This is a genomic window from Streptomyces sp. NPDC090442 (assembly GCF_044769405.1).
Taxonomy (GTDB): Bacteria; Actinomycetota; Actinomycetes; order Streptomycetales; family Streptomycetaceae; genus Streptomyces.
The window spans coordinates 1-21110 of record NZ_JBIVXW010000063.1 but is presented as its reverse complement, the minus strand read 5'-3'; the positions used below and the strand labels follow the sequence as shown (position 1 = coordinate 21110).

Here is a 21110-nt window from a genome sequence, read left to right as displayed (position 1 = left end):
AATGTCCGAGGGTCTCCACCCACCGGCACCGAACAAAGGCATATCGATGTCGTCGCCCCTTCTCGAATCGTCCTTCGAGCCGTCAGAGCCCGCGGTGGTGCGGGCCGTATACCGCACCGCCGGCACCCCGGCCCCGCGGACCCTGCTCGACGTGCTCGACGCCACCGCCGCCGCGCACCCCCAGGCGCTCGCCCTGGACACCGGCGCCGAGGCGATCACCTACCACGACCTGTGTAGCGAGATCGAACGACGCGCGCGACAGCTCCGGCAGCAAGGGATCGGCCCCGGGGACCGGGTCGGCGTCCGCGTGCCGTCCGGAACCGCCGAGCTGTACCTCTCGATCCTCGCCGTCCTGCGCAGCGGCGCCGCATACGTACCGGTCGACGCCGACGACCCCGACGAGCGGGCCGCCACCGTCTTCCGGGAGGCCGCCGTCTGCGCCGTCCTCGGCCCGGACGCCCCGCCGCTCGGACTGGCCAGGCCCGCCGGGGCGCAGCGCCTCCCGGCCCCCCAGGACGACGCCTGGATCATCTTCACTTCGGGTTCGACCGGCGCGCCCAAGGGCGTCGCGGTCAGCCACCGTTCCGCCGCCGCGTTCGTCGACGCCGAGGCCGGCCTCTTCTGCCAGGACCGGCCGCTGGGCCCCGGCGACCGGGTGCTGGCCGGGCTGTCCGTCGCCTTCGACGCCTCCTGCGAGGAGATGTGGCTGGCCTGGCGGAACGGTGCCTGCCTGGTCCCCGCCCCCCGCTCGCTGGTCCGGGCCGGACACGAGCTCGGCCCGTGGCTGGTCGAGCGCGGCATCACCGTGGTCTCCACCGTCCCCACCCTCGCCGCGCTCTGGCCGGACGAGTCGATGCACCGGGTCCGCCTGCTGATCGTGGGCGGCGAGTCCTGCCCCGCCGGGCTCGTCGACCGCTTCGCCGGCCCCGGCCGCGAGATGTGGAACACCTACGGCCCCACCGAGGCCACCGTCGTCGCCTGCGCCGCCCGCCTCCAGCCGGGCCAACCGGTCCGCATCGGCCTGCCGTTGGAAGGCTGGCAACTCGCCGTCGTCGACCGCGAGGGCCGGCCGGTGTCCTACGGCGAGGAGGGCGAGCTGATCATCGGCGGTGTCGGCAACGCCCGCTACCTCGACCCCGCCAAGGACGCCGAACGGTACGTCCCCGACGACGTCCTGCAGACCGACCGCGCCTACCGCACCGGCGACCTCGTGCGCGCCGAGCCCGAGGGCCTGCTCTTCGTCGGCCGCGCCGACGACCAGATCAAACTCGGCGGCCGCCGGATCGAACTGGGCGAGATCGACGCCGCGTTGGGTGCCCTGCCCGGCGTCCGCGGTGCCGCCGCGGCCGTCCAGACCACCCCGGCCGGCACCCAGGTCCTGGTCGGCTACGTCGTCCCCGAGCAGCGCACCGGCGACGGCTCCAGCTTCCAGCAGGACAAGGCCCGCGCGCTGCTCAAGGAGAGACTGCCGGCACAACTGGTGCCCGTCCTGGCCGAGGTCGAGAGCCTGCCCACCCGCACCTCCGGCAAGGTCGACCGCAAGGCGCTGCCCTGGCCGCTGCCGTCCACCCCGGCTGACAACGACCCCGGAGGCCCGGCCCCGGCCCTGCACGGCACCGCCGCCCGCCTCGCCGGCGTCTGGGAGGAACTCCTCGGCGTCCGGCCCGGGTTGGACAGCGACTTCGTCTCCCTCGGCGGCACCAGCCTGGTCGCCGCCCGGATGGCGTCCCAGCTCCGCGCCCACCACCCCGGCGTCTCCGTCGCCGACCTCTACCGCCACCCGGTGCTCCGCGACATGGCCGAGCACCTCGACTCGCTCGGCGGTCCGGTCGACGAGGCGCGCCCGGTCCGCCCGGTCCCGCGCCGCGCCGCCGCCGTCCAACTCCTGGTCCAGACCGCCCTGTACGGCGTCGCCGGGTTGCGCGGACTGGTCGGCCTGGCGCTCGCCGACAACGTGCTCGGGCTGCTCGCGCCGCAGGCGTGGGCCCCGCACACCGCCTGGTGGCTGGTGATCGTGGGCTGGGTGGTGCTCTTCAGCGCCCCCATGCGCTGCGGGATCGGCGCGGTGGCCGCCCGGGCGCTGGCCGGCTCCATCAAGCCCGGCGCCTACCCGCGCGGCGGCGCCACCCACCTGCGGCTGTGGACCGCCGAACGCACCGTCGCCGCCTTCGGCGTCCCCTCCCTGCTCGGCACCCCCTGGGCCCGGCTCTACGCCCGCGCCCTGGGCTGCACCACCGGGCGCAACGTGGCCCTGCACACCATGCCGCCGGTCACCGGCCTCGCCGAACTCGGCGACGGGTGCAGCGTCGAGCCCGAGGCGGACATCTCCGGCTGGTGGCTGGACGGCGACACCCTGCACATCGGCGCGGTCCGCATCGGCGCCGGTGCCCGGGTCGCCCACCGCAGCATGCTGATGCCCGGCGCCGTCGTCGGCCGGGAGGCCGAACTCGCCGCCGGCGGTTGCCTGAGCGGCGAGATCCCCGACGGTGACCGGTGGACCGGCTCCCCGGCCCGCCCGGCCGGCGCCGCCGAGCGGATCGCCGGCACCGCCTGGCCCGCGCCCCACTACCGGCGCTCCCGCCGCTGGACCGCCGCCTACGGGCTCACGCTCCTCGGCCTGCCGCTGCTCGCCCTGCTCACCGCCGTCCCCGCGCTGGTCGGCGTGTACTTCCTGGTCCGCAACAGCGGCACGCTGCCCACCGTGGCGGTCCGCCTGCTCGCCGCCGCCCCCGTCTTCGCGATCGTCACCACCCTCTGCTCGATCCTGGTGACCGCCGCGACGGTCCGGCTCCTCAGCCGCGGTCTCACCCCGGGGCTGCACCCGGCCAGCGGCGGCGTCGCCTGGCGCGCCTGGCTGATCACCCGCCTCCTCGACGGCGCCCGCGGCAGCCTCTTCCCGCTCTACGCCAGCCTCGGCACCCCGTACTGGCTGCGGCTGCTCGGCGCCAAGGTCGGCAAGCACGCCGAGATCTCCACCGTGCTGCCGCTGCCCTCCCTGCTGCACGTCGAGGACGGCGCCTTCCTCGCCGACGACACCCTGGTCGCCCCCTTCGAACTCCGCGGCGGCTGGCTGCGGTTGGGCCCCGTCCGGATCGGCCGCCGGGCCTTCGTCGGCAACTCCGGCATCGTCGACCCCGGTCACGACGTCGCCGACCACAGCCTGATCGGCGTGCTCTCCAACGCCCCCGCACAGGGCGAACCCGGCTCCTCCTGGCTCGGCCGGCCCGCGATGCCGCTGCCCCGGGTGGCGACCGAGGCCGACCCGGCGCGCACCTTCGCGCCGCCGCGCAAGCTGGTGCTGGCCCGGGCCGCCGTCGAACTGTGCCGGGTGCTGCCGCTGATGTGCGGAGTGGCGCTCGCCGAGGGCGTGTTCCTCACCGAACAGGACGCCTTCACCAACGGCGGCCTCGGCCTCGCCGCGCTGATCGGCGCCCCGCTGCTGCTGCTCTCCGGCCTCGTCGCGCTGCTCATCACCACCGCGGCGAAGTGGCTGCTGGTCGGCCGGTTCACGGTGAGCGAGCACCCGCTGTGGTCCTCGTTTGTCTGGCGCAACGAGCTCTACGACACCTTCGTCGAGTCGCTCGCCGTGCCGTCGATGGCCGGCGCGTTCACCGGCACCCCGGTCCTCAACTGGTGGCTGCGCACCCTCGGCGCCAAGATCGGCCGCGGGGTCTGGCTGGAGACCTACTGGCTGCCGGAGACCGACCTGATCACCGTCGCCGACGGCGCCAGCGTCAACCGCGGCTGCGTCCTGCAGACCCACCTCTTCCACGACCGGATCATGCGGCTGGACACCGTCCGTCTCGCCGAGGGCGCCTCGCTGGGCCCGCACGGCATCGTGCTCCCCGGCACCGACGTCGGCGCCCGCGCCTCGATCGCACCGTCCTCGCTGGTCATGCGCGGGGAGAGCGTCCCCGCCCACACCCGCTGGGCCGGCAACCCGATCGCCGGCGAACGCCCGACCCGTCCCGCCGCGGCCCGCGCGAAGGGGGGTGCGGCCGCGTGACCCGATGCAGTCGGCGCGCCCTCATCCGAGGCGCCGCCCTGCTGCCCCTCGCCGCGACGGTCGCGGACGGCCCCGGCGGACCGTTCGCCGACCGGTACTTCCCGCGCCACGGCACCTACGCCCACGACACCGTCTCCTACGACCTGCACCTGGCCTACCGCCCCGCCGACGGCGGTCTGGACGGGCGGGCCCGCATCGAGGCGGTGGCCAACCAGCCCCTGGACCGGGTGGAGTTGGACCTGTCCCGGCTCTCCGTACACAGCGCCCGGATCGACGGGACCCGGGTCCGCAGCCGCCAGCAGAACGGGAAGCTGTACCTGGAGACCCCGCGCTCGCTGCCCACCGGCACCCACTTCACCATGGACGTCGGCTACCGCGGCCGGCCCAAGCCGGTGCGCTCCCCGTTCGGCCCGATCGGCTGGGACCGCACCGGCGACCCGCACAACGGGACGATGGTCGCCTCCCAGCCACTGGGCGCCCCGTCGTGGTTCCCGTGCAACGACCGCCCCGACGACAAGGCGGCCTTCACCTTCCGGATCGGCGTCCCGCCCGGCCAGCACGCGCTCGCCAACGGCACCCTGCTCGAACGCCGGCGCAGCGGACGGCACGAGTGGTGGACCTACCACCACCCCGGCCCCATGGCCCCGTACCTCGCGGCGCTCTACACGGGCCGCTTCCGGCACGACAGCGACACCGTCCGGCCCGGCGCGGACCACCCGTCGATCGCCCTGCACAACTCCTACCCCACGTGGATGGCGGAGGAGGCGGCCCATGACCTGGCCCGCCAGCCGGAGATGCTCCGGGCGTTCAGCGCGCTCTTCGGCCGCTACCCGTTCGAGGCGTACGGCGCGGTGATCGTCGACGCCGAACTCGCCGCGCCGGTCGAGAACCAGACCCGGTCGGTGTTCGGCAGCAACCACATCGACGGTCAGCGCGGCTCGGAGACCCTGGTGGCGCACGAGATCGCCCACCAGTGGTTCGGCAATAGCGTCAGCCTGCGCGACTGGCGCGACATCTGGCTCAACGAGGGCTTCGCCACCTACGCGGAGTGGCTGTGGTCCGAGCACATCGGCGAGGACTCGGCCGACGAGATCGCCCACCACGAATGGCGTGCGCTGCGCGGCCGCCCCCAGGACCTGCGGATCGCCGACCCCGGCCAGCGCCGGATCTTCGACGACCGGATCTACGTCCGGGGCGCCTGCGCCCTGCACGCGCTCCGCCGGGCCGTGGGCGACCAGCGGTTCTTCGAGGTGCTCCGCGGCTGGCACGGCGCCCACCGCGGCGCCAGCGCCGGCACCGCGGCGTTCCTCGCGCACGCCGAACGCACCGCCGGCGGCCGGGCCCGCCCGCTGCTGCACTCCTGGCTCTACGAGAAGCCGCTGCCCACGCTGGCGACCTGACCGGGCACGCCCCCGGTGGCGGACGGCACCCCCGTCCGCCACCGGCACGGCGTCCTCAACCCCGGCGCCGCACCTTCAGTGCCGCGTCCGTCCGCTCGACCGGCCGCCCGTCCGGACCGGTCTGCTGTCGCACGGACTCCTCGCTGAGCTGCACCTCCCACGCGTCCGCGGACAGCGCGAGGGCCGTCAGCACCTCCTCGGGCGTCGGGAACTCCTCCGCGGTGTGCTCGGGGTCCTGTTCCCACGGGGGCGGCCCGGCGTGCCCGACGATCAGCAGCGTCCCACCGGGCGCCACCGCCGCCGCGGCGGCCCGCAGGATCCCCGCGCGGAAGACCTCGCCGGGGTGGTGCAGGAACTGCGCCGACACCAGGTCGAAGCCGCCCTCGGGGAACGAGGCGGCCAGGTCGCGCCGCTGCCAGTCGACGCGGTCGGCGACCCCGGCCGCCGCGGCGTGCCGGGCGGCCCGCTCCAGCGCCACCCCCGACACGTCGACCGCGGTGACCCGCCAGCCCTGTCCGGCCAGCCAGATCGCGTCCGCGCCCTCGCCGCACCCCAGGTCCAGCGCCGTCCCCGGGGCCCGGTCGGCGACCTCGCGGACCAGGACGACATTGGGGTTGCCGCTCCAGATGCGGTCGCTCTCGGCGTACCGCGCGTCCCAGAACTCCTCGTCGGGGACGGTCGTGCCGCTGTCGTGCGTCATGGATGTGCTCCTCTTCATCCGGTCACGACAGAGCCTCGGCCCGGGTGGGCCGAGGCGGCAAAGACCGTTGCCGATCCGGCAACTCGTGAGCGCTGTCCCCGTTGGTGTCTCCGTTGGCCGTCCCGTGCGGCGGCTCCGTCAGATCTCGCCCTCGAACGTCCCGCCCACGTCGTGGGCGATGTGCACCGCGGCCTCCTCGGCGGACGCCGCGCCCCCGTCGATGCCGACGTCCCGGGCGACGATGTCGTTGCTCCCGCCGCCGCGCCAGAAGCCGTCGTCGGACAGGACGATCCGCCCGGCCCGCTCCTCGCCGACCTGGTCGTCGTAGGGCTCGCCGGCGCCCCCCGGCAGGTCCCCGATGCCGTCGCCGTCCGGCGCGCAGACGTCCGGGAGCTCCAGGGCGAGCCGGTGGGCCAGGGACTCGCGGTCGTGCTGCTCCTGCGCGGTGCAGCCCTCGTGGTTCACCACGAACGGCCGCTCCGGCGGCGAGTATCCGGTGTCCAGCGCCTCGTCGAGCCCCGGCTCGTCCAGGGCGTCCTCCATGTCGAGGTCGTTGGGGTTGTCCTGCGGATCGGATCTGGGCGGCTGGTAGACCTCGTCGCCCATGGCGTCGTCGGACATCGCCGCCCTCCTGTTCTCTCTCCGCCTCCGCGTGGGGTGCTGTGTGTGGTGCCCGCTATGGCAATTGTCCGCCTGCCGGTGCCCCTCGTCCTCAGGAGCGCCGGTCCTCGGTGCCCAGCCCCAGGGACTCGGCGATGCCCTGCACATTGCCGTACCGGTGGTGGGTGGGCAGTTGCTCGGCCATCGTGACCAGGCGGTCGGGGGCGTGGTTGCCGCGCAGGGTGCGGAGGATGTCCCGGCGCTCCGCCGGGTAGACGCTGCGGCCGAGGTACTGCGCCAGTTCGGAGCGCAGGCCGACATCGCGCTCGGACATCCCGTGCGGAGTGCCGCCGCGGTAGACGCTCTCCGGCGACGGCGCCGCCATCGGCTGGTCCTCGCCGGGCGGCTCCAGCTCGCGGTTCTCGTCCGCGCGCAGCGAGCGGTCGGCCGTCATCTGGCTCCGAAGCTGCTTCTTCATCATGTCGTCCCGGGCGGGACCGGTCTTGTCCATACCGTGTTCCATGACCATCGCTGCCTCCGTTGCCTTCGGTTCCAGTCTCCCTTTTCCCTCCGGGCTGACAACACGACGGCGGCGCGGTACGGGCGCGGACGGCGGCCCGGCCCGGAACGCGCGACCGCCCGCCGCCCCGGGCGTCCGGGAGCGACGGGCGGTCGATGCGCGACGCCGCGGAGATCCGTCAGAAGCGCCCTAGTCCTGGGCCTCGGCGGCCACCGGCTTGGGGATCAGGAACGACGTGCCGATGGCGAGCGCGAGGATCACCACGCCGGCGATCATGCCCGCGGTGTAGCCGCCGGGCGAGGTCGGATCGGCGGGCGCCAGCGCGGTCTTCACCGCGTACAGCGCCGCGAAGCTGAGCCCCGCGCCGAGGTTGAAGGCGCCCGCGTTCAGGCCGGGCAGGAAGCCGGGGTTCTCGCCGGGGGAGAGGACGATGCCGAGCCCGTTGAGGACGATGTTGGCGACGCCGGCGTAGGTGATGCCCACCAGCAGCGAGGTCACCAACAGCAGCACGTGCGAGTGGCCGTGCATGGTCAGCAGCATCAGCACCACCGACCCCACCGCACCCACGAGCCCCAGCCGTAGGATCTTGCCGTAGCCGAAGGTAGCGGCCAGCCGGCCGGCCACCGGGCCCATCGCCAACCCGGCGAGCGCGTACGGCGACAGCGTCCACCAGGCGGACTGCTCGGCCGACATCCCCAGGCCCGCCTGGGCGTCCTGCGCGAAGGCCGGGATCAGCCCGTTCATCACCGCGAACACGCCGGTCATGGTCAGCACCGTGGTCAGCAGCAGTGACCAGGTGGCCCGCTGCTTGAGGTGCCGGGTGGCGACCAGTGGGTGTCCGCTGCGGTCCTCGGTCCGCCAGAACAGCGCGAACGCGGCGGCGGCCACCACGACCAGCACGGCGATCAACGCCCAGTTGGCGGCGGCGAGTTTGCCCGCCTCGTTCAGCGCGATCAGCAGCGCGCCGACCGAGACGACCAGCAGCGTCACGCCCGGCCAGTCCATCTTGGACGCGGCCGCGGCCTTGGACTCCGGGGTCAGGGTGGCCACCAGGGCGGTGGCCACGGCCGCGACGACCGCCATCGCCCAGAAGACCGACGCGAAGCCGTAGTGGTCGGCGAGGTAGCCGCCGGCCAGCGAGTCGATGCCGGCGATACCGCCGTTGACCGCGGTGATCACGCCGAGCAGGGTGCCGTACTTCTTCGGCTCGTGGACCTCGACCCGCAGCATGATCAGGCACAGCGGGACCACCGGCCCGCTCACGCCCTGGATGATCCGCCCGGCGAACAGCATCGGGACGCTGGTCGCCAGCGCGGCGACCACACACCCGACGGCCATCAGGCCGAGCATCCCGGCCAGCACCCGGCGCCGGCCGAGGACGTCGCCCAGCCGCGGCAGGAACAGTGAGAACAGCGCCGCGGAGGTGAAGAACGCGGTCTGGGTCATGCCGATCTCGGCGGAGCTGGCACCGAGCGAGTCCTCGATGCTCTTCAACGCGGGGCTGAGCATGCTGGCGTTGAGCTGGAAGGCGAAGCAGGCCGCCAGCAGCGCGGTGACCAGCACGCCCACGCGGACGCCGGACCCGCCCGAAACCCCGGTGGTACGCGGTGCGGTGGAGACGTTCATGCGCGGCCTTCGCCGATCCGCTCCAGGGCGTCCACGACGAGGTTCCAGAACCGCTCGTGGTCCAGCGTGACCGCGACCTGGGTGTGGCAGTCGGCCGGCGCCGGCGCGCGGAAGTCGGTGACGGTCATGCCCAGGGTCAGCGCGCCGCGCAGCTCGATGTCGACCGGCGCCTTGCGGACGGTCATCACGTCCGGGTCGATGACGTACGCCACCGCGCACGGGTCGTGCACCGGCGGGAACTCGAAGCCCTGGTTCTCGCGGTACGCCTCGCGGAAGAAGTCCAGCAGCTCCAGCACGAACCGGGACGGCGTCGTACCGACCGCGGCGATCTTCGCCTCGACCTCCGGGGTGGCCAGCGCCTGGTGGGTGAGGTCCAGGCCGACCATGGTGACCGGCCACTTCTCGTTGAAGACGATGTGCGCGGCCTCGGGGTCGATGATGATGTTGAACTCGGCGACCGCGCTCCAGTTGCCCTCGTGGTAGCCGCCGCCCATCAGCACGACCTCGCGCACCCGCTCGGCGATCCGGGGCTCCTTGCGCACCGCCATGGCGATGTTGGTCAGCCCGGCCGTCGGGACGATGGTGATCTCGCCCGGCTCGTGGGACATCACGGTGTCGATGATCAGGTCGACCGCGTGCCGGGGGTCCACCTCGAAGGCCGGCTCGGGGAGTTCGGGCCCGTCGAGCCCGGTCTCGCCGTGGATCTCGGGGGCGATCTCGACTGACCGGACCAGGGGGCGCGGGTTGCCCGCGGCGAACGGCACGCCGGTGATGCCGGCGATCGTCGCCACCGACAGCGCGTTGCGGGTCACCTTCTCCAGCGTCTGGTTCCCGACCACGGTCGTCACGGCGACCAGTTCGACGTCGGGGTTGCCGTGCGCGAGGAGCATGGCGATCGCGTCGTCATGCCCCGGGTCGCAGTCGAGGATGATCTTTCTGGCCAACGGGAGAGCCCCTTTGCTCTACGGAACGGTGAAGCGGGGTGAACTCGATCTCTGGGGCACGCCGCGGCAGGCAGCTACCTCGGGAAAACGTTCTCCGGAAATTTCGCTCATGGCCCGCGGAGATGTCAATGAAACCTCAAGGAAGTGTGAGACAGCTGACCCGCATACCCGCTGGTAAGAGGCGGTACCCAACTGATACGTGTGTGCACGGGCGGTGATAACGATTGCCGCCGACGTCGAGGACGACGGCGCCCGCGCGGCCGGTGTCCCGTAGCGGAAGGGCGCGCCGCCGTGGCCGAAGTGACCTTGCGGGACGTCGCGCGGGCGGCGGGCTGCTCCGTCGCCACCGTCTCCCGCGTCCTGGCCGGCACCCGCCCGGTCGGCGCCGAGACCGCCCGCGCCGTGCGGCAGGCCGCCGACCGCCTGGGATACCGCCCCAACGAGGTCGCCCGGGCCCTGCGCAACCGCGTGACCTGCACCGTCGGCCTTGTCCTCCCGCAGATCGCCAACCCCTTCTTCCCGTCCCTGGTACGGGAGTTGGAGCACGCGCTGCACGCCGAGGTGCGGGCCGTGCTGCTCGCCGACTGCGACGACGACCCGGAGGTCGAGGCGGCCCGGATCGCCGCGCTGTCGGACCGCCGGGTCGACGCCCTGCTGGTGATCCCGGTCGACGAGCGACGCAGCCGGGAGGCGGTGGCGGCCGCCGCGGCGCGGGTGCCGCTGGTGCTGCTGGACCGCGACTGCGGCCCCGGCGTCGCGGACTCGGTCGCCGTCGACAACGCGGCCGGAATGGCGCTCGTCCTGGCCCACTTGGCCGCCACCGGCCGCCGCCGTCCCTGCTTCATCGGCGCCGCCGGGACCGCCTCGGCGGCGGCCGAACGGCGCGCGGCCTATGTCACGAGCGCGGCCGCCCTCGACCCGACCGCCCCGGAGCGTGCGCTGCTCGGCGACTTCTCCGTGGAGTGGGGCCGGGCCGCCGTCGACCGGCTCTGGCCCGCCCGCCCGGACGCGGTGGTCTGCGCCAACGACCTGATCGCGGCCGGCGCCCTGCAACGGCTGCGCCAACTCGGCGCCGACGTCCCCGGCGAGGTAGCCGTCACCGGCTTCGACGACGTCCCGCTGGCCGGCCTCGCCGATCCGGCGCTGACCACGGTCCGCCAGCCGCTGCCCGAACTGGCCGCGGAGGCCGCCCGGTTGCTCCTCGACCGCCCCACGGGGAGCGCGGTTCCCGGCCCCCGCCGCCCGATTCGCACCGTCCGTCTCGCACCGGAACTGGTGGTCCGCGCGTCCAGCGCGCCGCCCGGGGCCTGAACGGCTCACGTCCGACCTCTTGACCGTACGCGGTCACGGCGTTAAGTCTAGACCAACCCCCCGCACACCCTCGCGTCAACCACCCCCCTACGCGAAAGGGTTGACATGAACAAGAAGAGAAAGCTCGCCGCCTCCATAGGCGCCGGCATCGCCCCTCTCCTCGTCCTCACGATGTCGGTGAGCCCGGCCAGTGCCCACGGATACGTCTCCTCACCGCCCAGCCGGCAGGCCCAGTGCGCCGCCGGCACCGTCGACTGCGGACCCATCAAGTGGGAGCCGCAGAGCGTCGAGGGGCCCAAGGGGCTGACGAGTTGTAGCGGCGGCAACAGCCAGTTCGCCGACCTGGACGACGACTCCAAGCCGTGGAAGGTCACCCCGGTCCAGAGCACCCAGGACTTCACCTGGCGCTTCACGGCCCGGCACGCGACCGCCAACTTCCAGTATTTCGCCAACGGTCAGAAGGTCGCCGAGATCGACGGTCACGGTGCCCAGCCGCCGGCCGAGGTCACCCACAGCGTCAACTTCGGCAGCCTCAAGGGCCAGCAGAAGGTCCTCGCGGTCTGGAACATCGCCGACACCGCCAACGCCTTCTACGCCTGCATCGACGTCAACGTCGGCTAGCCCGCCCCCACCCACCGCTCTCTTCTCCCTCTTCTCCGCTCACCGTCCCCCACGTCGCCCCGCGACCGTCCCCGGCCGCGGGGCGACGGCACTCTCAGGCGCACCCGTTACGATCGGCGCATTCAAGGGCCGATGCGGGTGGCCGCAGCCGGGAGGACGAGATGGGTCTGTTCCGCCGGGGACCGAAACGGGATCCCCGCGACGTCGCGCGCGACGACGAGTTCGGCTTCTTCTCGGAACGGGAAGGCCGCGTGTTCAGATCCGAGGTCCGGCAGGCGTTCGCCGAACGCGGTCTGGAGGTCACCGCCTACGCCGGAGTGGTCACCGACTCCGCTGGCCGCCAGTTCGGCCTCGGCAACCTGGCCGCCGTCTGCCACCGCGACCGCCGCGGCGAACGCTGTTGGCCCGCACTGATCCGCGACCACGTCGGCAAGGTGCTGCGCACCATGGACGGCCCGCAGCCGCTGGAGATCCTCTCCCACGACGAGATCCGGGCCTGCCTCTACCCCCGGGTCGTCGCCCAGGAGACCCTGCCCGCCTCCGACTCCTTCCGCTACGGCCGCGAGCCGGCCCCGGGACTGTGCGAGGTGCTCGCCCTCGACCTGCCCGAGGCGGTCCAGATGCTCAGCGAGGACTCGCTCACCGATCTCGGGGACGTGGCCGAGCTGCGGATCCGGGCGATGAACAACCTGCGTGCCCTGCCGGTCGAGGGGCACGAGACGGTGCGCCGCGGCGACGGCTCGGCGTTCGAGGTGCTGCTCGGCGACTCCTTCTTCACCGCGAGCCGGGTACTGGTGCTGGACGAACTCGTCGAGCGGCTGACGGGCACCGCACTCACCGGGGACGGCGCCCTGGTGGCCCTGCCCTTCCGCCACCAACTCGCCTTCCACCGCATCCACGACGCCCAGGTCATCCCGGCGCTCCAGGCCATGGCGCAGTTCGCGGCCGCCGGCCACGAGGACGCGGCGGGCGCGATCAGCCCCCGGGTCTACTGGTGGCGCCGCGGCACGATGACGCCGCTCAGCGAGCCGGACGGCGACGGGCTGCGGGTGGTGGTCGACGTGGAGTTCCAGGACATGCTGGAGCGGTTGGTGCGGGACGAGCCGTAGCCGCCCCGACCGTCCGGGACCGCGCCGCGAAGTTTTCCGCGAAAACCTCGCCCGGTGGGGAACCTCGGCCGGCAGTGGGCCGTTTGTCGGAGTGAGGCCCCGCGCGTTCCCCCGTGCGCGGGGCCTCACCACTGCCGTCGGACTGCCGTCGCCGGCGCACCCGTTGGGCGCGTGCGCCGTCATCCGCCGAGCGTCGCCCGCTCCGCGTCCGTGAGGAGTCGGGAGCGGATCAGGAAGCGCACGCCGTCCGGCGCCTCCAGCGAGAAGCCGCTGCCCCGCCCTGGGACGACGTCCACCGTCAGATGGGTGTGCCGCCAGCGGGCGAACTGGTCGGCGGACATCCAGAAGCCCACCGGTTCGGGCACGTCGGCCACCGTCAACTCCGCCAGCAGCACGTCCGAGTCGCCGGTGCGGAACTCTCCCTCCGGGTAGCACATCGGCGCACTGCCGTCGCAGCAGCCGCCGGACTGATGGAACATCAGCGGTCCGTGTCGCGCGCGCAGCGACCGCAGCAGCGCGGCGGCGGCGTCGGTGAGCGCGATCCGCGCGGCGTCCTGCGGCGGGCCGGTGCCCTCGTCGTCCATGGTGTCGCCCCTTCCTCGGTCGGTGGCGGCGGGCCCCCGCTGCCGGGCGGGGGAGTGCCCGCCCGGCAGCATGGCAGAAGCCCGCCGTGCTCCGGAATACGGCCGATCAACTCCCGTGCGGTGCCGGGCGGTTGAGCAGCGCCTCGGCGATGGCCACCTGGGCCGGTTCGAGGGCGTGCTCGCCGTCCTCGACGTCCCACAGGGCGTTCTGCAGGACCCGGCCGAGCGTCCAGGCAACGGCCCGCTCCCGGTCCACGCCGACCACCTCGGTCAGCAGGTCGAACCGCCGCAGCACGGCCCGCCGCACGTCACCGGTGGCCACCACCTCGTCCCACCGGTTGTGCAGCGCGGGCAGCAGCTCGAACCCGGGGTCGCCGGCGAGCGGTTCGGGGTCGATGGCCAACCAGGGCTCCCGCCGCCCGGCCAGCACGTTGTCGTAGTGCAGGTCCCAGTGCAGCAGGCGGTCGCCGGCCTCGTCGAGGAGCTCGGCGACGGTGGCCGCGCAGTGGCGCACCAACCGCCGCTCTGAAGGGTCGCCGAGCGCCGGGACGGCCCCCGGGGTCTGCTCCACCATGGCGGCGGCGACGTCCGCGAGCCGCCGCAGGCCCACCGGGGCGGGCACCGCCACCAACCGGGCCATCAGCTCGGCCAGGATGCCCAGCGCCTCGCTGTCGTCGGGCACCGCCGACAGCGGCCGGCCGGCGTCCAGCCGCTCCAGGAGCTGGGTGGCGCTGGCCTCGTCGTGGTCGAGCAGGTGCACCATGCCGTTGCCACGCCAGGCCAACAGGCTCGCGGCGGCGCCGGCGTTCTCCTCGCGCGGCTGCTGGAGCTTGAGCGCGGCCGGCGTCCCGTCCGGGCGCCGCACCGGCAGGACGAGCGAGGCCATGCCGTACCGGACGGGACCGTCCGGACTGAGCGCCCAGCGGTCGAGGAACTCCGCGCCCAGCGCCGGCAATGTGGTCAGCCAGGCGCGCTCCGCGGCGCCGTGCGCACCGTAGGACGCGGTGAACGCCTCGGGGACGTCGATCGGGGTCGACGTGGTCATCAGGGATTCTCCTTCGTGGATCCGGATCCGTGCGGGTGCGGTAACGAAGGAGGTGGTGGGGGCGCCCGGGCCGCGGGCCTGCGTCAAAGCATGCCCCCACCCTAACCCGCCCGGGCCCGGGCGGGCTCTGCCGTCACCTCGGCCAGGGGGACGACGGTGCGGGGCGACGCCCGGAGCCCGTCGGCCGAGGAGGGCCGCGCGCCCGGAGACGCCGCCGGCGCCCGCCGGCCGACGCGAACTGGTCGTGGAGGGAAGGGAGATGACGGCCGGTCGGTGGCAGGCCAGCGCCCGGCGCTCCGTGCGAGCGGTGGTCGGGACACCCGGCGCGGCCCCGGGCGTCGGTTACGTCGTGCCGTTCTGCGTGCTGGTCCGCTCGCCGTTCCGAGTGCCGTTGGGGCCGTCGTCCTGGAGGGGGATGCGGGCGCCCGCCCAACCCTGCACGGCCGGTTCCTCAAGCGAGTGGACCCACCAGTCGGCCAGCGTGGTCTCCGGTCCGGGCGGATGGGGGCCGACGCCGATCACCCGGAGTCCGGCGGCGGCGGCCGCCTGGATGCCGCAGTGCGAGTCCTCGACGGCCAGCGCACTGGCCGGGTCGACCCCGCAGAGCCGGGCCGCGGTCAGATAGACGTCCGGGTGGGGCTTGGGTCTGGTGCTGGCGTCGGGCACCACGATGTGGCCGAAGAACCGGCGCAGCCCGGCGAAGTCCAGGCAGGACTCGACGACTTCCAGCGGGCAGTTGCTGGCCACCGCCAGCGGGGCGAACCGGGCGGCCGAGCGCACCAGTTCGGGGGCGCCGGGCATCGTCGTCGGGTTGGCGGCGACGAGTTGGCGGAAGCGGTCGAGCAGCGAGGCCGTCAACTCCTCGGTCAGGTCGGGCCGGCCGACCGCATCGGCCATCAGCCGGCCGCACGCGGTGTAGTGCAGACCCCGGGCCTGTTCCGCGAACCCGGGGGCGGGGGCGTAGCCGTATTCGCGCAGCACCGCGTCACGGGCGTCCACCCAGTGGCGTTCGGTGTCCATCAACGTGCCGTCACAGTCGAAGACGACGGCGGCGGGGGTCCAGGAAAGGATGCGGTGTGCTGTCATCCGAGGTTCCGTTCCGCTGGGCCCGGAGGGCGGCGATGTGACCGGGTGGCCTTTCGAGGCACGACTGCGTCGGTGCACGGCCGCGGCAGCGGGCTTGAGGGTTCCCGACGGGGGGCGGCTCCCGCGCACGGGAGATCAACGCGCGCTCCGCGTCGGAAAATAACGATCGTTACGCTACGGACGGCGACGCAGCGGGGTCAATAGATCGATAAAAGTCCATATTTTATGCCCTATGTGTAACTCAGGGTGCCGTAGGCCGTTGGTGTGCCGCCCTGGACGATGCGGAACACGCACGTCGAGTGGTGCGGGGTGCACAGCACGCGTGCGCGCGGCGCGAGTTCGGTGAACCGCACCGCCCTGAGCCGCCCCCCGCGCGGGCGCACCAGCGCGCCTCCGGTGCGGTACGCGACCGCCTGTCGCGCGGCCTCCAGGAGCACCATCCCGGGCACGTGGTCGGTGGGGTGGTCGAAGAGGAACGGGTGCAGCGGGTCGGCCGGCGCCACCAACAGCCCGTCGCCGTCCAGGGCGAGGACCGCGTCCTGGGCGTGGTTCACGGTCAGTGCGGCGACGCCGGGGCGGTGCGCAGGCGGTGGGGGCGCGGGCGGCGGGGTGCCGGCCGTGCCCCGGGCGCGCAGGGCGGCGTAGCCCGCCCCGGGCACGAACCGGACCCCGCCGCCGCCCCGGCCGAAAACCGCCCCTCCGGCGGCGAAGTCGACGTCCAGCCGCAGGCCGGTGACGGTCCCGTCCGGTGTCCGCCGGACGCCGCTCGCGCGGGCGCGGCAGGTGATCTCGGTCGCGCCGGGGGCGGCCGGCGGTTCGGCCTCCGGGGAGAGCTGGAAGTACAGGTCGGTGATGATCGCGTGGCATGCCGCGGGAACCCCGTAGAACCGCAGCGGGACGTACAGGCCGAGCTGGCGCAGGGTCTCCACCAGGATCAGCGGGCTGTGCCGTTGCGGCCCGGTGCGCGGGAAGGTCGTGTGGGCCCGCGGCCAGCACGCCGCCGCGTCGAAGGTGTCCGCGGCCGGCGCCGGGCGGACGTCCGTGAGGAGGACCTCGGCCACCGAGGTCCGGTGCACCAACTCCCGCTCGACGGTCCGGGACCAGCTGAGCGGTCGGCTCTTTTCGGCCGGGCCGGAAGGTGACGTATTCATATGACCAGGGAATATCGAAATTCGAACACCCGCACCCGTGAATTGGGGGAGGCGGGGCGCGGTACATTTCCAGCAGGTGGCACGAGAACGACATCTGAGGTGTATGTGCAGATCCGGGCGAAGACGACGCGCAGGTTCCTTCTGGAAGCGGCCGCAACGCTGTTCGACGAGCGGGGTTATGCCGGTACGAGCATCAGCGATATCAGCGCGCATTCCGGCCGCACCAGCGGCGCGATCTATTTCCACTTCGCCAGTAAGGAGAAGCTCGCCCTGGCCATCGTCGAGGAGCACTTCGCCACCTGGCCGCAACTGATCAGCCGTTATCGACAGCCCGGCGTACCGGCGTTGGAGAAACTCGTCGGGCTGAGCTTCGAGGTGGCACGGGCGTTCCGGGACGACGTCGTGGTGCGGGCCGGGGCCCGGCTGTGGGCGGAGCGCAAGGCCATCGAGACCCAGCTCCCGACGCCGTTCCTCGGCTGGATCGAGGCGGTGACCCAGCTCCTCGAAGAGGCCGCCCGCAACGGCGAACTCGCCGTCGGGACGCAGCCGGTGGTCACCGCGCACGGCGTGGTCTGCGCCTTCTTCGGGCTGCACACCGTCTCCGACGCGCTGGAGGGGCGGCGGAACATCGAGGAGCACCTCGACGACCTGTGGCTGTTGCTGCTGCGCGGCCTCCAGGCCGAGCCGGAACCGGCCGCGCTGCTGGACCGGGTGCACCGGCGGGACCGCGACACGGCGCCGGCCCCCGAGCCCGCCTAGGACTTTGTCCGGTCAGCCCCGTCGGGCAGCCCCCAGGGCGCCTCTGACGGCGGTGCCGGAGGCGGCCGTTACGGTCGGCGGCCCGCGCGCAGGAAGCGGCGCAGTTTCGTCAGCGGCCAGGCATTGATGATGTCGTCCTTGGTGAGCCAGCCGCGTTGCGCGGTGCCGATTCCGTAGCGCAGATAGGGCAGATGCGTGGTGGCGTGCGCGTCGGAGTTCACGGCGAATTTCACGCCGTGCCGCTTGGCGCGCAGGATGTCCTCGTCGCACAGGTCCAGCCGCTCGGGATGGGCGTTGATTTCCAGGGCGGTGCCGGTGCGGGCGCAGGCTTCGAATACCGCGTCGAAGTCCGCGTCGATTCCCGGGCGTTTGCCGATCAGCCGGGTGGTGGGATGGCCGATGATCGCGACGTACGGATTCTCGCAGGCGCGGATCAGGCGGCGGGTGAGCGCCCGTCGGCTCTGGTTGAAGTGCGAATGCACCGAGGCCACGCAGAGGTCGAATTCCGCCAGGAACGCGTCCGGCCAGTCGACTTCGCCGTCCGGGCCGATGTTGAGTTCGGTGCCGTGCAGCAGCCGCATGCCGCGGTGCCTGCGGTCCAGGGCCCGCACCGCGGCCCGTTGGGCGAGCATCTTCTCGTCGGTCATCCGCTGCATGTAGAGGTTCGGGGCGTGGTCGGTGACCGCGTAGTACGCGTAGCCCAGGTCGGCGGCCGCGGCGACCATGTCCTCCAGGGAGGACAGGCCGTCGGTGAGGTCGGTGTGGGTGTGCAGATCGCCCCGGATGTCCTGCTCCGTGACCAGGTCGGGTAGCTCGTCGCGCAGCCCGGCGGCGACCTCGCCGCGGTCCTCGCGCAACGGCGGTGCGATCCACGGCAGTCCGAGCCGCGCGTAGATCTCCTCCTCCGCCTGTGAGGTGACCAACTCGCCGCTCTCGCCGTCGAACAGCCCGTATTCGGACAGCTTGAGGCCGTTGCGCACCGCGATCGCGCGGGTCCGGATGTTGTGCGCCTTGGCACCCGTGAAGTACTGGAGGCCCGCGCCCCAGGAGGCCGGCGGCAGCACCCGCAGGTCCACCTGGAGGCCCTTCGTGGTGCGGACGGAGGTCTTCTTCTCGCCGTGCGCGATGACCTCGGCGGTGGACGGGAGTTCCGCCAGCGCCGTCATGAACGGCGCGGACCGCTCCGCGGCGACGAGGATGTCGATGTCCCCGATGGTCTCCCGCATCCGGCGCAGCGACCCGGCGTAGGTGCAGCGCTCGCAGCCGGCGATCCGCGACAGTTCGCCGGTGATCTGCTCGGCGACGTCCATCGCGGCGTTGAGCAGGATGCGGCCGCCGCCCGCCTTCTGCAGCAGCGCGATGCCGTGCAGGATGTTCTCCTCGGTCCTCTCGCCGAACCCCTTCAGGTCCCGCAACCGCTCCTCGTGGACGGCGTCCAGCAGTTGGTCGACGGAGGTGATCCCCAGTTCCTCGTAGAGGACCAGGGCCTTCTTCGGGCCGAGCGTCGGGATGGTGATCAACTCCCGTACGCCGGCCGGGATCGTCGTCCGGGTCTCCTCGATCACCGACACCCGGCCCGAGCGCAGGTACTCCACCACCTTCTCCGCGATCGACGCCCCGACGTGCGGGATCTCCCGCAGCCCCTTGGCGTCCAGCTTCGAGACGTCGGCGGGGTGCCCCCCGACGGCCCGGGCGGCCTTCTCGTACGCCCGGGCCTTGAAGGCGTCGCCGCCGCTGATCGCGAGGAGGTCGGCGTACTCCTGGAGCAGCGCCTCGACCTCGTCATTGACGCGGACCATACCTCCAGGATGCCCCCGGAGCGGCGGGGCGGCAGCCGGGCCGGGGTCAGGGGGTGAGGCCGGCGTCGCGGACCAGCGCCGGCCGGCTGCGCACCGGACGCGCCGGGCGTCGGGTGCCGGCCGCGGCCTGGCAGCGCGCCGAGGCGCTGATGCACCGCGGCGGTGGCCGAGCGGTACCGCTGGCCCGCTTCGTGCCCGTGCTCCACACACTGCTGCCGCACCTCGCCGGCACCACCCGGCCGCCCCAACCTCGACTCGCCCCAGAGGAATTTCGCCCCGGTTTACCCCGGCAAAAGCGATTCGTGCGCTGTTCGCCTTGCTGCATGGCAGTTTGGTGAGCGCCGTGATGCATGGCCCGGCCGGCACCCGCGGGGGAGTCTTGGAGCACCGGAAGGAGCGGGCGACACCGCACATTCCGGATCCGGTCCCACCCACAGCAGGAGGAGCGAACCGCCATGAAGTCCCCCACAACGTCCCGCACTTCGGCCGCACTTGCCCTTGCGCTCGCCTCCGTCGGCCTCTTCGGCGCCGTGGCCGTCGGGGCGGCGCACGCCCCCGGGGACTCGGCACCGGCGGCGGCCTCGGCCTCGCGGGTGGTCGTCGCGGACAGCGGATGGGGCCGGTTCGTCGCCGTCGGCGCGGCGGACCGGGCGCCGGCACCGAAGGACAGCGGCTGGGGCCGGGTGGGGGCCTGACGTGACGGCGGACGGGTGAACTCCGGCGCCCCGCCGGGTGGTTCGGCCGTCGGCGATCCGGTCGGGCAGGTGGGGGAAGTATGCGTTCCGCCGCCGACCGAACGCTCACGTCACTGGACGCTCACGGCACCGGACGCTCAGGGCATCGGATGCCGCGATACGCGGCGTCGCCGGGAGGCGGTACGGCAGCGACCGGAACCGCACGAGCGGACCTCAGCCAACGCGCCACTCACCGACCCGACTCAGCCGCGCCGCCAGGCGATCCTGATCGAGCACGTCCTCCCCGTACAGCGCCCGGACCCAACTCGCCTGGTAGACGGTGTCCAGGTAGCGCTCGCCGAGGTCGGGGGAGATCGCCACCGCCGTGAGGTCCGGGTCGGACTGCCTGGCAAGCCACTCCTGGGCGCCGCTGACGACGGTGCCGGTGGACCCCCCGAAGAGGAACCCGCGCCGGGCCAGGCGGTGACAGGTCCGGATGGTGTCCACCTCCCGGACGTGGACCACGTCGTCCACGAACGACTCGTCCAGCAGCGCCGGGCGGACGCTGGTGCCCAGGCCGGGGATCATCCGACGGCCCGGCTCGCCGCCGAAGGTCACCGAGCCGACGCTGTCCACCGCCACGATCTTCACCTGCCGGTGCAGCTTCCGGAAGTAACGGGCGCAGCCCATCAGCGTGCCGGTGGTGCCCGTCCCGATGAACAGCACGTTCAGGCGCGGGAAATGGCGCGCGATGGCCGGCGCGGTGGTGCGGTAGTGGGCCTTCCAGTTGTTCGCGTTGGAGTACTGGTTGAGCCAGACATACCGTTCGTCGGAGGCGCACAACCGCTGCACGTGCGCCAGGCGCGCACCCAGCAGACCGCCGTGCGACGCCGGCTCGGAGATGATGTGCACCTGGCCGCCCATGGCCTCCATGAACCGCTGCGCCGAGAGGTTGCAGCGCGCGTCCGTCACGCAGACGAAGCCGTATCCCTTGCTGGCGGCGATGACGCTCAGGGCCACGCCCAAGTTGCCGGAGGACGATTCGATGATGATGGACCCCGCCCGCAGGGTCCCGCTCTCCTCGGCGGCCTCCACCATTTCGGTCGCCGCCTTGAGCTTGATCGAGCCGGCGAAGTTGAATCCCTCGCACTTGAGGAACAGGGCGTGCCCCACCA

The 21110-nt window shown here is 73.1% G+C and carries 18 protein-coding genes; 7 read left to right on the top strand and 11 right to left on the bottom strand.

The genetic code is table 11. From position 1 onward, the window contains the following. The first annotated feature begins 46 nt into the window (after positions 1-46). Together pls and ACIQU6_RS33335 are read left to right on the top strand one after the other, a co-directional pair. Complete coding sequence (gene pls / locus ACIQU6_RS33340) at positions 47-4006, top strand: epsilon-poly-L-lysine synthase Pls (protein ID WP_403485470.1); 3960 nt, start codon at positions 47-49, stop codon at positions 4004-4006. Further along, a complete protein-coding gene (locus ACIQU6_RS33335; protein ID WP_403485469.1) occupies positions 4003-5406 on the top strand; it encodes a M1 family metallopeptidase in 1404 nt (467 codons plus the stop codon). Before pls ends, ACIQU6_RS33335 begins: the two co-directional genes overlap by 4 nt. A 55-nt stretch (positions 5407-5461) precedes the next feature. Here ACIQU6_RS33335 and ACIQU6_RS33330 read toward each other — a convergent pair whose 3' ends face one another. The 5 genes from ACIQU6_RS33330 to ACIQU6_RS33310 all read right to left on the bottom strand — a co-directional run bounded on the left by ACIQU6_RS33330 (position 5462) and on the right by ACIQU6_RS33310 (position 9796). Further along, positions 5462-6106, bottom strand: coding sequence for a class I SAM-dependent methyltransferase (locus tag ACIQU6_RS33330; RefSeq protein ID WP_403485468.1), 645 nt, complete (start codon positions 6104-6106; stop codon positions 5462-5464). Positions 6107-6244: 138 nt separating this feature from the next. After that, a complete protein-coding gene (locus ACIQU6_RS33325; protein ID WP_403485467.1) occupies positions 6245-6727 on the bottom strand; it encodes a DUF5709 domain-containing protein in 483 nt (160 codons plus the stop codon). Positions 6728-6818: 91 nt separating this feature from the next. Further along, complete coding sequence (locus ACIQU6_RS33320; protein ID WP_403485466.1) at positions 6819-7235, bottom strand: DUF2795 domain-containing protein; 417 nt, start codon at positions 7233-7235, stop codon at positions 6819-6821. Positions 7236-7415: 180 nt separating this feature from the next. Further along, a complete protein-coding gene (locus tag ACIQU6_RS33315; protein WP_403485465.1) occupies positions 7416-8852 on the bottom strand; it encodes an MFS transporter in 1437 nt (478 codons plus the stop codon). Next, positions 8849-9796, bottom strand: coding sequence for a nucleoside hydrolase (locus ACIQU6_RS33310; RefSeq protein WP_403485464.1), 948 nt, complete (start codon positions 9794-9796; stop codon positions 8849-8851). The genes ACIQU6_RS33315 and ACIQU6_RS33310 overlap by 4 nt, the downstream gene beginning before the upstream one ends. 291 nt (positions 9797-10087) lie before the next feature. Between ACIQU6_RS33310 and ACIQU6_RS33305 the strand changes: the two genes are divergently transcribed. From ACIQU6_RS33305 to ACIQU6_RS33295, 3 genes are all read left to right on the top strand, one after another. After that, a complete protein-coding gene (locus ACIQU6_RS33305; protein ID WP_403485463.1) occupies positions 10088-11107 on the top strand; it encodes a LacI family DNA-binding transcriptional regulator in 1020 nt (339 codons plus the stop codon). A gap of 105 nt (positions 11108-11212) precedes the next feature. Continuing rightward, positions 11213-11728 carry a lytic polysaccharide monooxygenase auxiliary activity family 9 protein gene (locus ACIQU6_RS33300; protein ID WP_403485462.1) on the top strand — a complete coding sequence of 172 codons (516 nt, stop codon included), beginning with the start codon at positions 11213-11215 and terminating at the stop codon, positions 11726-11728. 161 nt (positions 11729-11889) lie between these two features. Further along, complete coding sequence (locus tag ACIQU6_RS33295; RefSeq protein WP_403485461.1) at positions 11890-12837, top strand: hypothetical protein; 948 nt, start codon at positions 11890-11892, stop codon at positions 12835-12837. Between the two features lie 179 nt (positions 12838-13016). Here the strand turns inward: ACIQU6_RS33295 and ACIQU6_RS33290 are convergent, their stop codons facing one another. The 4 genes from ACIQU6_RS33290 to ACIQU6_RS33275 form a co-directional block, all read right to left on the bottom strand. Next, on the bottom strand, positions 13017-13421 hold the full coding sequence (locus ACIQU6_RS33290) for a DUF779 domain-containing protein (protein WP_403485460.1): 405 nt from the start codon (positions 13419-13421) through the stop codon (positions 13017-13019). A 106-nt stretch (positions 13422-13527) separates the two neighbouring features. Further along, positions 13528-14466: an aminoglycoside phosphotransferase family protein gene (locus ACIQU6_RS33285; RefSeq protein WP_403485459.1), complete on the bottom strand. Its 939-nt coding sequence runs from the start codon at positions 14464-14466 to the stop codon at positions 13528-13530. 342 nt (positions 14467-14808) lie between these two features. After that, a complete protein-coding gene (locus tag ACIQU6_RS33280; protein ID WP_403485458.1) occupies positions 14809-15552 on the bottom strand; it encodes an HAD family hydrolase in 744 nt (247 codons plus the stop codon). 230 nt (positions 15553-15782) lie between these two features. Further along, on the bottom strand, positions 15783-16703 hold the full coding sequence (locus ACIQU6_RS33275; protein WP_403485457.1) for a ScbA/BarX family gamma-butyrolactone biosynthesis protein: 921 nt from the start codon (positions 16701-16703) through the stop codon (positions 15783-15785). A 99-nt stretch (positions 16704-16802) separates the two neighbouring features. Between ACIQU6_RS33275 and ACIQU6_RS33270 the strand changes: the two genes are divergently transcribed. Next, positions 16803-17462: a ScbR family autoregulator-binding transcription factor gene (locus ACIQU6_RS33270; RefSeq protein WP_403485456.1), complete on the top strand. Its 660-nt coding sequence runs from the start codon at positions 16803-16805 to the stop codon at positions 17460-17462. A 68-nt stretch (positions 17463-17530) separates the two neighbouring features. Here the strand turns inward: ACIQU6_RS33270 and polX are convergent, their stop codons facing one another. Next, complete coding sequence (gene polX / locus ACIQU6_RS33265; protein WP_403485455.1) at positions 17531-19261, bottom strand: DNA polymerase/3'-5' exonuclease PolX; 1731 nt, start codon at positions 19259-19261, stop codon at positions 17531-17533. A 455-nt stretch (positions 19262-19716) separates the two neighbouring features. On the opposite strand from polX, the gene ACIQU6_RS33260 reads away from it, so the two are divergent. Next, positions 19717-19956, top strand: coding sequence for a hypothetical protein (locus tag ACIQU6_RS33260; RefSeq protein WP_403485454.1), 240 nt, complete (start codon positions 19717-19719; stop codon positions 19954-19956). Positions 19957-20169: 213 nt separating this feature from the next. Here ACIQU6_RS33260 and sbnA read toward each other — a convergent pair. Next, positions 20170-21110 (bottom strand): 2,3-diaminopropionate biosynthesis protein SbnA (gene sbnA, locus ACIQU6_RS33255; RefSeq protein ID WP_403485453.1); only part of this gene is annotated, 941 nt, incomplete at its 5' end.